The 12550-nt window shown below is 68.9% G+C and carries 7 protein-coding genes; 4 read left to right on the top strand and 3 right to left on the bottom strand.

Going from position 1 to position 12550, the window contains the following annotated elements; translation table 11 throughout:
- Positions 1–88: 88 nt before the first annotated feature.
- Entirely contained in the window at positions 89–1984 is a 1896-nt protein-coding gene (locus WMF24_RS09870; RefSeq protein ID WP_437736124.1) for a protein kinase, read from the bottom strand.
- Between the two features lie 49 nt (positions 1985–2033).
- Positions 2034–3716 (bottom strand): serine/threonine protein kinase, encoded by a 1683-nt coding sequence (locus tag WMF24_RS09865; protein ID WP_437736123.1) that lies wholly within the window; start codon positions 3714–3716, stop codon positions 2034–2036.
- Between the two features lie 268 nt (positions 3717–3984).
- Between WMF24_RS09865 and WMF24_RS09860 the strand changes: the two genes are divergently transcribed.
- The 4 genes from WMF24_RS09860 to WMF24_RS09845 all read left to right on the top strand — a co-directional run bounded on the left by WMF24_RS09860 (position 3985) and on the right by WMF24_RS09845 (position 11951).
- Positions 3985–6456, top strand: a complete 2472-nt coding sequence (locus WMF24_RS09860) for a hypothetical protein (protein ID WP_437736122.1) — start codon at positions 3985–3987, stop codon at positions 6454–6456.
- Entirely contained in the window at positions 6453–7013 is a 561-nt protein-coding gene (locus WMF24_RS09855) for a hypothetical protein (RefSeq protein WP_437736121.1), read from the top strand. The genes WMF24_RS09860 and WMF24_RS09855 overlap by 4 nt, the downstream gene beginning before the upstream one ends.
- A complete protein-coding gene (locus tag WMF24_RS09850) occupies positions 7010–7948 on the top strand; it encodes an HTTM domain-containing protein (RefSeq protein ID WP_437736120.1) in 939 nt (312 codons plus the stop codon). Before WMF24_RS09855 ends, WMF24_RS09850 begins: the two co-directional genes overlap by 4 nt.
- A 232-nt stretch (positions 7949–8180) precedes the next feature.
- Positions 8181–11951 (top strand): SIR2 family protein, encoded by a 3771-nt coding sequence (locus WMF24_RS09845; protein WP_437736119.1) that lies wholly within the window; start codon positions 8181–8183, stop codon positions 11949–11951.
- A gap of 268 nt (positions 11952–12219) precedes the next feature.
- Here the strand turns inward: WMF24_RS09845 and WMF24_RS09840 are convergent, their stop codons facing one another.
- Positions 12220–12471 carry a sialate O-acetylesterase gene (locus WMF24_RS09840; protein ID WP_437736118.1) on the bottom strand — a complete coding sequence of 84 codons (252 nt, stop codon included), beginning with the start codon at positions 12469–12471 and terminating at the stop codon, positions 12220–12222.
- Positions 12472–12550: the final 79 nt, after the last annotated feature.

Below are 12550 nucleotides of genomic sequence, written 5' to 3'. Positions count from 1 at the left end.
CCAGCCTTGTGTTTACCTGGCGTCCCTGGCGTCCTGGCGGTTCAAGAGACCCCTCCTTCGGCCGAAGTACCCCACGACCGACGGCTGCTCATCCATTGTGGCGCGTCACCGCGATGAGCATCACGGTCAAGCAGATCACCACCCCGAAGGAGACCGCCGCCCCGATGAGCAGGATCCGCTGGAGCTTCGCGACGCGCGCCGCGGAGAGGATCTCCTGCTGGATCCCGTGATAGATCTTCTTGGTCTCCCGCAAAAGGTGTCGCGCCGCCGTCGCATCTCGGGCGATGCGGCTCGATTTGAGGCTCTCCGGCCGTCCGCGCACCATCGCACGGAGGATCAGCACCATCAGCTCGTCCTGCCAGAACTTCTCGGGGATGGCGTTGCGGCGCTTCAGGTAATAGTCGTTCTTCGCCAGCGCGCCCGGCGTGAGGGGCAGGGGCACGTCCTCCAGGGAGCCCACGAATTTTCCGAGCGCCTCCACGTCCTGCTGCTGCTCGGTCAGGAGGAAGTAGAAGAGCGCGCCGACCGCATAGAGGTCGTGCGCCTCGCCGAGCCGACGCACGAGATAGAACTGCTGGTTCTTGTCGTTGAGCGGCGGCTCGCCCCGGAAAGAGGCGACGAGCTCGCCGTTCGACTGGTCCCGCTCGATCCGGATGATCTCGAGATCATGGTTGTGCCGCTGGTCGCGATCGTCGGTCAGGAGGTCGGTCTCCATCAGGTCCGTCGCGAGGGGCTTCGGGATCCGGAAGCGATCCCCCTCGAAGGTGAGCGGCTGCACGATGCGGAACCTGTGGCGGCAGGCTTCGGGCGAGAGGAAGGGGTGCTTGATGCTCCCGCCGGCGACCTCCTCCTCGTACCAGCTGCGCGTCAGCTCGTTCTTGTCGGAGAGGCCGAAATCGATCACCCGGACGTGGAACCGTGGGGAGCTGATCATGTCCTCGAGCACATCCTCGAAGTCCATCGTCGCCTCGCGCTGCCGATCCGCCGTCTCGCGGCTGGCGGGGCAGATCATCAGGTTGTCGGGCGCGAGGTCCTTGTGCACGATGCTCTTCTCGCCGTGCAGCCAGGCGACCGACTCGGCGATCTCCACCATCATCCGCACCTTCTCGAGCAGGATCGCCTTCTGAAAGAGGACATGGGGCCGGTCCTGCCGCCACACGTCCTCGATCCAGGTGCGCGCCCGCCTGTGCCACGGCTCGCCGCGCTGGGCCCGCCCATCGAGCTCGACCCAGGGCTGGCCGTACCGCGCGCACAGGGCCTGCAGGTCGCCCCGGCGGTGCCCGACGAAGTCGACGAGGCTCTCCTCGAGGAGCTCCATCACGATCGCCTCGCGATCGACGAAGTTCAGGATCCTGCCGGATCTGGCGTTGGGCCCTTGCGGGCAGCAGATCTTCGCGGGGTACTCGAGGAGCTCGAAGAACTGCTCGTTGATGTAGCGGCCCGAGAGCTCGTATCCGCACGCCTCGCAGTGCAGCGCCGGGTGGCTCTCCGTGGAGTTGTCCTTGCGCACCAGGGGAACCCCGCACCCCTTCGGGCAGGCAGGGTGATAGATGTTGCCGCAGCCGCACATCACCATCGGCTCGAGCTGGATGATGTCGAGGGTGCTGACCACGTTCACGCCGACGTCGGCCGTCATCTCCTTGAGCAGCTCGATCTCCTGCTTGAAGAGGCGCTCCTCGGCGTTCTTCGCGAAATCGTGGAGCACCTTGATCGCGACGAACCGCACGTGCTGGCCGGCGCTCAGCTGCTTGCCCTTGTAGACCTTGGCGAACTTCCCCTGACCGAGCTCGATCGGCACGCAGCCGCCGCTCGGCTCCTGGTTGATGAGGAACTGATAGCTGACGTTGGCCTGGACGGCGCTCAGCGACGCGCCCGGCGGTGCGCCGCGGAGCGGGGCTCGCGGCGGCGCGCCCTGCGGAGGGCCTCCGGCTGCTCCGGGCGGTATCGGTTGCGTCGACTCCGGCGTCTGTACCAGTGTCAGCATGCTCATCACCTCATGTTCAGGGGTTCGCCGTGCGCGAGGCCGCGAGGGCTCAGGAGATGCTCACGCACGCCAGGTGGATCGCCCCGTCCGCGGGATCCACGGCCGACAGGACCACGAGCTGCTTTGGGGCCTTGTCGGTGGCGATCTCGACGTGGAAGGGCGCGATCTCCACGACGGCCCGCCGCGCGCCGCCGCGCGCCGCCGTGCTGCCGACGAGGATCCGCTGCACCCGCGCGCGGCGGTGCCCCACATCGAAGCTCATGTGCCGCGCGCACTCGGGGATCTGGAGCCCCTCGACGCGGGTCGATGGGTCGGCGGCGTTGTGGTAGAGGCTCGCGCGCTGCCCTCCGGCGAGGACGGCGCGCCGGTCCACCTCGATGTAGAGCGCGTTCGGGCGAGGCGACACGAGCAGCGGCGTCGGCAGGAGCGCCGGAGCGGCCGCGAAGACGAGCGGCGTCGGGACGCGGAGACGCTCGTCGAGCGCGAGCGACTGGAGGACGAGCCGCCGCCCATCGGGCAGCGCGAAATCCCTGTACGCCCCGTCCTGCGGAGCGACGACCTCCAGCAGGCCGTCAGGCTCCTGCGTCGTCGCCCAGGGATCGACCGGCAGGACCGCCGGTGCCACGGCCCGGTGTTCGGCCGGGGCGGCCGCCGGTGCCGGCGGCGCGGCGCGCGGGACCCTCGCGAACCAGGGCGCCTGGCCAAGGGGCCTCGGGGGGCGGGCGGCGAGGCTCGCCCCGAGCGACTCGAGGCAGCGGGCTGCGGCCTCGGGATGGGCGAAGCGCCCGCCGGCCTCCCGGACGATGGCGGCGAGCTCGTCCGCGACGGCGGCAGCGCTCTCCGGCCGCAGCGCGGGATCGCGCGCGAGCGTGCGCAGCACGAGATCATCGAGCCGCGGCGGCACATCGCCCCGCAGGGCGCGCAGGGAGGGGACGGGTGCCTCCCTGACGGCCATGATCGTGGCGACGTCGGTACCGCGCCGGAACAGCGGCTGGCCGCTCAGGAGCTCGTGGAGGATCACGCCCACGGAGAACACGTCGGATCTCCGGGTCAGCGGCGACGCCGCCGCGGTCTGCTCCGGCGACATGTACGCGAGCTTGCCCTTGAGCTGAGGGCAGGAGGTGGCCTCGACGAGCCGGTCCTTGGCCCAGACGATGCCGAAATCGATGATCTTCACCGCACCGTCCTTGCAGCACATGATGTTCTGCGGGGTGACGTCGCGGTGCACGAGGCCGCGCGGATTGCCCAGCTCGTCGCGCAGCTCGTGCGCCGCGTGGAGCCCCCGGCACGCCTGGGCGAGGAGAGAGGCCGCGAGATCCGGCGGGAAGGCGCGCCCCGCGGCCCCGATCTGGGCCCGGAGCGAGGAGAGGGTCACGCCCGGCAGGTGCTCCATCGCCATGTAAAGGACCTGCTGCTCCTCGCCGAAATCGAGGATTCGAACCACGTTGTTGTGGTCGATGCTCGCGAGGACGCGCATCTCCTCCACGAACATCCTGGCGGCGTTGGGGACTTTCCTGGCCAGGTCCGGGAGCATCACCTTCAACGCCACGTTGCGGCCGAACCCGCCAGGTCCCTTCTGCCGCGCCAGGTAGACGGCGCCCATTCCGCCGGAGCTGAGCTCCCCGATCACCTCGTAACGACCGAACGTGAACGGAGCGCTCCTCTGGTGTCCAGGCTCGTGGAGAAGGCGTTCGTCCGTCGAGGCCAGAAAGCGAGCGATTGCATCGGTCACGGTGATGAAAAATATGAGACATGCTCCCTGATCTGGACAGTAGAAATACCGTTGGTCGATAGAATTTGGACGAGTGATATGCGTCCGAATCGGACGTTCGGCAGGCGGGCCCGATGCTGGTCAAGCGCTGCCCGACTGCCAGAAACCGCTCCAGCGCTGCCCCAACCGCTCCAGCTCCGGCACGGCCCGCCCCAGCCATGCCCCGCGCCATGGCCGAGCGCCGGCGGCGCGCGAGCACGCCCGGCTCCGTGATAAGCGTCGCCGCACCATGCAGGCGCCCGACCCCGCCCCTCCCGCACCCCCGGAGCCGCTCGCCGAGAGCGCCCCGCAGCCCGCGGACGCCCCCGCCCCCGCCGCCCGCGGCGCCGCCGCCCCGCCGCCCCGCCGCTGGGCCGTCGGCCTGCTGAGCCTCCTCCACGCGCCCGTCTTCGCCTGGGCCGCGCTCGCCCTCCCCTTCCGGCCGTGGACGCTCTTCGCCGTGGTCACCGCCGCGCTCGCGCTGCTCCACGCCGCCACCGCCGCGCTCTCGCTCGCCCCCCACCCGCTCGCGCCCCGCGCGTTCCGGGTCACCTCCTTCGTCTCGCTCGGCTACCTCGCGTTCCTCAGCTACGGCCTCCTCTCCTCGGCGGTCTACGTCGCCTCGCTGAACCGCGGCCTCGGCGCCGGCATCGCGGCCGCGCTGCTCGCGGTCTGGGGCGTCGTCGCGCTCCTCACGCTGCCGTTCGCCTGCTGGGGCGTCGCCTCGACCGGCGGCCTCCCTCGCCTCCGCCGCCGCTCGTCCCCGCGCGCCGCGCGCGCCACCCTGGCCGCGCTCTCCGCGCTGGCGGTGCTCGCCGCGCTCGCGCTGCTCCTCCGCCACCGCACCGCCAAGGCCGACGTCCTGCCCGTGCCGGGCGGCGCGCCGTCGGGCACCGGCGCGGCGCTGCGCGAGGCGCTCTCGTCCTTCGAGGCGCTCCCCGCGCCGCCGGCCAGGGCGCCGTCGCTCATGACCACCGCGCCCGCCGCGTGCGACGCGCCCCCGGAGCCCGGCCGCCCCACCCTCGTCGTCACGCACCTCGCCCGCGGCAAGGAGCCCGAGCGCGCCGCCGTCGCCACCCGCTGCCTCCAGCCCCCGCCCGGCGAGGACGCCGCGGCCGCGCTCTCCGCCGCGCTCGCCGACGCGCTGCGCGGCTCCCTCAAGATCGACGTCGTCGCGGCCGTGCAGCCGCTCGGCTCACCCGGCCCGGGCCTCGTCGGGCTGTCGCTCCGCCCCGGGCTCGACGGCGTCTGCCTCGCGGGGCGCTGCCTCATGCCGTGGCAGCTCATCGCGCTCGACGCGTTCAACACGAACGCGCCGCTCGCCGGCGTCCCCGACTTCCGCTTCGGCGTGGACCTCGCGACCCTGCGCCGCGCGCTCGGCGAGCCCGAGCCGCCCGGCGGCGCCGCCGGCGCGGACGAGCGCGCCCTGCGGAGCGGCCTGCTCCGGATCGAGACGCTCAGCTACACGGTCGACAGCGCGGGCGCGCTCCACCTCCTCTCCCGGATCGGCGAGCCCGGCGTGGAGCTCACCGAGGCGACCGTCCAGCGGGCGGCGGACGCTGCGCGCCGTTACATCCTCGGCGCGCAGCGGAAGGACGGCATGTTCCGCTACATCGTCGACCCGTTCACCGGGCGCGCCTCGTTCGACGGCTTCTCGATCGCGCGGCAGGCCGGCACGACGCTCGCGCTGTGCGAGCTCGGCGCCGGCGCCGAGGGCGCGCCGGCCCCGAAGGAGCTCAGGACCACGGTGCAGCGCTCGCTCGCGCTGCTCGCGAAGCTGGAGCGCCGCGCCGGCGACGGCGGCGCCGTCGGCGCGCTCTTCTACCCCGCGGACAGCCGCGGGACGGTCGCGAACCTCAACCCCACGGCGCTGAGCCTCGTCGCGTTCCTCTCCTGCCGCGACGCGCTCGGGGAGAAGCGCGAGGCGCGCGCGGCGCACGACCCGCTCATCGGCCGGCTCGCGCGCATGGTGCTCGCGACGCAGCGGGACGACGGCGGCTTCGCGCCGCAGCTCGATCTCGCGCGCGTCGCCCCCGTCCTCGGCCCGACGCAGCTCTACGAGGGCGGCCAGTCGGTGCTCGCGCTTTCGCTCCTCGAGGACCTCGCCGCCCGCGAGCCGGGGCCCGAGCTCCCGCCCGCGGCCGAGGTGCGCGCCGCCGTCGACCGGGCGATGGGCTATTACGCCAACCGCTACTGGGACCATTTCGCCAGTGATTTCGTGTATATGGAAGAGAACTGGCACTGCCTCGCGGCGCGCGCGGCGCTCGGCCGTCATCGCCGGGACGACTACGAGCGGTTCTGCCTCGACTACGTGGCGTTCAAGTCGCGGCTCGTGCTCGACGAGGAGAGCGGCGTCGCGCCCGATCTCGTCGGCGGCTACGGGTTCGGCAACGTGCTGCCCCCGCACAACACGGCGACGGCGGGGTTCGGCGAGGCGCTTGCCGCGGCGATGGCGGTCAAGGCGGCGCGCGGCGAGGATCTCGGCCGCGAGCGGGCGCTGATGGAGCGGGTGCTCCGGTTCCTCGTGCGGCAGCAATGGTCGCCTGCGACCTGCTTCGCCTGCAGCCGCGACGTCGTCATCGAGGGCGGCTTCAGCGAGAGCATGGCGTCGCCGCGGATCCGCATCGACTACGTGCAGCACGCCTGGGCCGCGCTCGGCCACGGCGGCCGGATGCTGGGGCTCTTGCCCGGGCAGAGCGCCCCGCAGGCGGGGCCGCTGTGAGCGCGGGCGAGGGCGGCAGGGTGAGCCCGGGCGGCTTGGCTGGCGGCGGCGCGAGCCCGGGCGGCATGGCCGGCGGCGGAGCGAGCCCGGGCGGCGGCGCTCGCTGGGTCGACCGCAGGGCGTACGCGTACGCCGTGACGGCGGGGTTCGTGCTCCTCATGCTCGCCCCGCTGTTCCGCCGCCCGCCCGTCGACAGCTTCCCGCTGTCGACCTACCCCATGTTCTCGTGGGGTCGCCGCGACGCCAGCGCGACGGTCGAGCGCGCCGTCGGCGTCGACGCCCGGGGCGGGCGGCGGCCGATCCCCCCGCGCCTCGTGGGCAGCGAGGAGGTGCTCCAGGCCAGGGCCACGCTCGCGCAGAGCATCCGTCAGGGCGCCCGCGCGGCGCGCGCGCTCTGCCGCGGCATCGCGGCGCGCGTGGCCGAGCAGGCCGGCCACGCGGACATCGTCAAGGTGGAGATCCGGACCGACACCTTCGACGCGATCGCGTTCTTCGACGGGCACGAGACCCCGCTCGACTCGAAGCTCCACGCGACCTGCAAGGTGGGCGCGCGATGAGGCGGCTCTTCGATCGCTTCGACCGCGCCTTCTTCGCCGAGGCGCCCGCCGAGCGGCTCGCGATCGTGCGGCTCCTCGTCGGCGGCTTCGCGCTCGTGTACCTGTGCGTCCGCGCGGTGCACCTCCAGCGCGTGGGCCACCTGCCTCCGGACGGCTTCAGGCCTGTCGGCGTCGTCTCGGTGCTCTCCGCGCCGCTCCCGCTCTGGGCCGTGCGGGGCCTCATCGGCGCGGCGATCGCGGCCGGCGCCGCCTTCGTCGCCGGCTTCAAGTTCCGCGTCGCCGGTCCGCTCTTCGGCGCGCTGCTGCTCTGGGTGCTGACCTACAGGAACTCGTGGGGCATGGTGTTCCACACGGAGAACCTGCTCGTCCTCCACGTCATCGCGCTCGGCCTCGCCGCTGCGGCCGACGCCTACTCGCTCGACGCCCGCGCCGCGCGCCGCGCGGGCTCGGTGTCGTCGACGTCGTCGACGTCGTCGACGTCGGTTCCCCACGCCCGCTACGGCTGGCCGCTCCGGCTGCTCTGCGCGATCACGGTGACCTCGTATTTCATCGCGGGGGTGGCCAAGCTCCGGAACAGCGGGCTCGACTGGGCGCTCAGCGACATCCTCCGCAACTACGTCGCTTACGACAACGTGCGGAAGATCGCGCTCGGCGACACGCACTCTCCGCTCGGCGGCGCGCTCGTCCGCTACGGCTTCCTGTTCCCGCCGCTCGCGCTCGCGAGCCTCGGCATGGAGCTCTGCGCGCCGCTCGCCCTGTTCAGCCGGCGCGTCGCCGTCGTCTTCTGCGGCGCCGCCTGGCTCTTTCACCTCGGCGTGCTCCTCACGATGGCGATCCTGTTCCCCTACCCGCTGCTCGGCATCGCGTTCGTGGGGTTCTTCGAGCTGGAGAAGATGCGCGACCTGAGGCGCCCGCGCCGCGCCGGGCCTGCCTGAACGACGGGGCTCGGCAACAGGCAGGCAGAGCCCTGGCGGGACTGTTCCGCGGCGCCGTACCGTCACGATCCGTCGGATTCAGGGCGCGCTGAAGGCGCTCCGTTCGCCGCGTTCTGATCTCATAGCTCACCTCGGGGAGGGCTCCGCCTGGCCATCGCGGCCGGCGACGCGGCGGGCTGGATCGCGGAGCGGACTCGGATACGATGCCGTAGTCGAGCGGAGGGAGCTGGGCGTGAGAGCATACATCAAGGAGATCGTCGCGAAGCAGGTGTCCAAGCTTTTCCACGAGCCCGACGCCGAGACGGTGCTTTCCTGGTGGATCGCGAATGAGGGCCGAAGGCCCGTAGTCGTCGTGGGGGCGGGCTTCACACGAAACGCGGTAGTCACGGCGACGGGCATGCCGGTCACAAGCGAGCACGTCCCCCTCTGGGCTGACATCTCGCGGCGCTTCGCCGAAGATCTACGGATCGAGGACGCGAGCGGTATCGATGCGCTCACGCTGGCGGAGCTTCATCGCGACGGCCTCGGCGACCGGCGGTTCTACGATCTCCTGCGCGACATGCTCAAAGATGACGAACTGTCGCCGGGTAGGGCCCACGAGGCGCTGTTCAAGTTCGACGTCGAGGCGATCGTCACCACGAATTTCCTTGACACGCTGCTGGACCGTGCCCCTCGTCGGTGCTCGCCGATCTTCGAGGACATCGACGTGGCCAGAGGCCCTCGTCGGACCCAGGTGCTGTACCTTCACGGGCACCGGACGTGCCCGAGCACGTGGGTGCTCTCGCGGTCGCAGTACGAGGACCTCCCCACCACGCGCCCGGTGCTCCTCGCCCGTGTGCGCCAGCTCCTATCTCAACACCCGGTGCTCACGGTCGGCTTCAGCTTGACGGACCCGGACTTCCATCAGGTCTACCGCCAGCTCAGCCTGGACATGAAGAGCAAGCATCCCATGGGGCTGGCGTTGCTCGGGCCGTCCAGCGACGCGGAACGGAGGTCCGAGCAGGAGTCAGCGCAGCGCCTTCATTGGATGAAGCTCGGGATGCGGATCGCGCGCTTCAAGGACTGGAACGACCTGGGCGATAAGTTCGCGGACTTCTTCGGCACGCTAAACCGCATCACGACCGATCAGCTCAAAGACCACATGCCGCATGGGCGTCCCTTCTCATCTCGCATGGAGTTCGCCAGAAGCGCGATCGAGGATCCCGACGTCGCGAAGTACGTTGAAACCTATCGTGGGTGGGAAAATGACATCTGGCGTCACTGCATCGACCTGGAGTTCGACCGTCGCGAGCACGACTACGTCAAGGAGAAGATTCAGGAGTACACTGATGCTCAATTCGGTGGGCGGGCTGCGGGGCAGGCGGAGATCCGCGTCAGCATCGACGTCGGTGGCCCAACAAAAACCGAGGACAAGAAACCCAAGTTCAAGACGACTTGCTTCGAGGAACGCGTACACAAGCGCTGGAAGTTGGCGTGGCTCGCAGATGAATGGCTCACGACGCGGAAGACAACGGCGGAGCTCTTCGCGGACTGGCTTTACTACCGTGTGCAGCACGAGTTCTGGGAGCAACACCATTGGCGAGCAGACGATGCCGATGTCGACATCGCCGAACTGCTCGCAGTGGTGTGGCTTACGATAGACCAACGGGCCGACGAAACCGGAGGAAAGCCGCACCGAAAGCGAGCTATCAGTCAGTTGCGCGCCGCGCACCGACTCTTAGTAAATTACGACACAGACGAAAGGGCTGCTCGCGTCAAGAGCGACATTGAAGCACTGGGCGGATCGCCGGAGAAAATGAACGAAGAGCCACGGGGAGCCGCACTCATGGAGGCAGCATTCCGCCACATGATGAATGGCGACTATAGCGCGGCCGCCGACGCATACGACAAGGCATTCACCGAAACCCAGCGAACGGAGGACCCCCTGCTTCCATGGCTGGCCGCATGGGGTCGGAGCAGGGCGTACCGCTCCTTCATCAATAGCACAGATCACTACAACAAAACCACCAACGAGGAACGCCGGCTCGCCAAAGAGCACTCGCGCACCGAGAAGGAATTGATTCAAGACACGGCTGTTGATCAATGGATGGAGGAGGCAAGACGGCGCATCACCGAGCTACAAAAGGAGACAATTAAGCAGCTACAAAATAATACACGCGACCGGAAATACGAGCGACGGGGCATGTCATTCAGCCCGACTCTACACTTCGCATGGCGCACATTTCGCGACCTTGAGAACAAGTTCGCCCCACCCGGACTACAAGAGCAGTACCTAACACCTTTGCTCGATCATGGATTTAACAATCCCCCGGAAGAGCTTCGCTATCGCCTGCGCTTCGGCATCCCCAAGACCCAGGATTGGCTTCGCGATGTGCTGGAGTCGAGAGAAAAATCCGTCACGGAGCACCGAAAGCGCGACCGAGAACTTGTACAGATCTGGCGCGATGCGTGGCGCAACGACCCGACGAAGGCGACACTCGTCGCGTGCATCGAAGCGCTAAATCCGATGCTGAAGGTACTGGACGCTGATGACGTCGACCTACCGCTCGAGTTGCTTCGAAAAGCCGATACACTTGGCTCCTCGGTGAACCATCATCGCGGATGGCATGCTATCGGCCATGAGCTGGCGGCGGCCTGGCGCGAATATGCTTCAAATTGCCGCGACACGGCATCTTACAAGGCCTTTCGCACGTTCGCGGAGAAGACGAACGACCGCTTCGCTGCCGATGAGATCGCGCGACACATGAACAACCTCCCCTGGTATCCGTGGCTCATTCTCGAAGTCGCAACACCCGCCGAGTTCGTGACGTGGTTGTGTCGGGATGTCCCCGTGGACGAAAACGGGGAGCGCTGGTCGTGGGGAATGGCGCAAGGGATTGGAGCCGCCATCGTTCGCGTGATCGCCAATGCCCAAGAGGCCATCGAGCCACTCTCGGGAGAGTCTTGGGATCTCGTTGCCGAATGGTGCAATGCGGTCGTGAGGCGAGCGAGAGAACGAGAAGGCGATATTGGCTCGCTCGGCCCCATAGTCGAGATTGTTACACTTCGACGGGCACGGAAGGGCAGCACGGGCAACGGTGAATCGTGGAAGGACGTCGAGCAGCAGGTCCGTGAAACGCTGTTCGCGATATGGAAACGTGCCGCGGCCCAATCCGACAAGCAACCGGATGCATCTGTGGCAATATCCGTGGCCTTCTGTCTTGCGCTGGCCCTCATGGAGGAGGGATTCGATGAGACATGGACCAACCTCGCCGAGCAAATCTGGCTCTGGATCATCAACCATTGGGAGAAGGTAAAAAGCCACCTGACCTATAACCCGCTAGACTCTGCCGAGCTCATCTGGTTCCTGTCCGCGTTCATCGAGCGAGATCTGGGTGGCCGTCGTGCAGAGGCCAGCAAGAGGCTGCTCGAGCTGTGGTCGGTGTCCACGTCAGTTCCGCGCCCGATCTACCGCATCCTCGACCCCGCGTACTGGCCGGGCGGCACATGGATCCAGCTCGTGGACAAGCTCCGCGAAGGCGTGGGCGGAGCCCGGGGCGAGTTCTCGGCGAGCTGGCGAATCGCAATCTCCTCCCTGATCCGCAGCGCCCTCCTACACCGCACGGGGTCCCTTTCTGACGATCTCCAGTTCCTCGTCGAGCACGTTCTCGTCCTCGTCGCCAACGAGGAGGCTTCCGTAGCGAATCATGCAGCCTATACCGCGATCTACTACGCCGAGCTCTGCACAGACACGGACAGCCGTCGGCTAGACCTGGCAGCCAGTACGCTCGAGGCGATGGCCAAAGACGTGCGCTTGCTGGTGCGGCAAGGCGCTGCGTATGGGGCCGCGCGCCTGCGAGAGACTGCCAAGAGCCAGCGTATCCGAGATCTGGCCGAGCGCATGCACGGCGAATTCGAAAAGGAGATGTATCTGCTTATCCAGACGCAGCTGCGAATTGGCGCCGCGGAGGCCGCAGCGAAGGACAGGCGGACGGCGGCTGAGCAGCCGCCCCCGGCGGTGTGAGGGCAAGCGCCGCGGCGCTGTGACCATCGAGCGAGCGGTGCGCATGGGCCGGTTGACGCGGTTCGTCGTCTGCAGCGGGTGACGCGGCGGCTACAGGCGACTCGTTCGCCGCGGGCCGGGTCCCGCTCAGCGGCAGATCAGACGGGGACTGTTAGAGGTGCTGAGCTTTCGCCGTGCCCTTCTCACTGCCGGAGAGATCCTGATGGGATCTCCGCCCCGCGGCACCGGGCGAGCGCGCGCGGCCAGGCAGCGGTCGCCCGGCCGGCCCTCAGTCGCCGAGGGCCTCGATCATCTTCTGACCGTAGCGCTTCCCGAACTCGCGCTGGGCAGCGAGGTTGAAGTGGTACTGATCCATGGCCCCGAGCCCCTCCGAGGAGACGACGAAGGCGTTGGTTATCTGGCCGGGAGCTGGTTCGATGGAGCTGGTGCTCCGGTTCCTCGTGCGGCAGCAATGGTCGCCCGCGACCTGCTTCGCCTGCAGCCGCGACGTCGTCATCGAGGGCGGCTTCAGCGAGAGCATGGCGTCGCCGCGGATCCGCATCGACTACGTGCAGCACGCCTGGGCCGCGCTCGGCCACGGCGGCCGGATGCTGGGGCTC

The organism is Sorangium sp. So ce1335 (assembly GCF_051521615.1).
Taxonomy (GTDB): domain Bacteria; phylum Myxococcota_A; class Polyangia; order Polyangiales; family Polyangiaceae; genus Sorangium.
The sequence above is the reverse complement of the archived record's forward strand: the minus strand, read 5'-3'. Positions and strand labels throughout refer to the sequence as shown.

Coding starts and splice junctions, on each gene's coding strand:
- WMF24_RS09870 (WP_437736124.1), bottom strand. CDS start 1,984: ATGCTGACACTGGTACAGACGCCGGAGTCGACGCAACCGATACCGCCC.
- WMF24_RS09860 (WP_437736122.1), top strand. CDS start 3,985: ATGCAGGCGCCCGACCCCGCCCCTCCCGCACCCCCGGAGCCGCTCGCC.
- WMF24_RS09850 (WP_437736120.1), top strand. CDS start 7,010: ATGAGGCGGCTCTTCGATCGCTTCGACCGCGCCTTCTTCGCCGAGGCG.
- WMF24_RS09840 (WP_437736118.1), bottom strand. CDS start 12,471: ATGCTCTCGCTGAAGCCGCCCTCGATGACGACGTCGCGGCTGCAGGCG.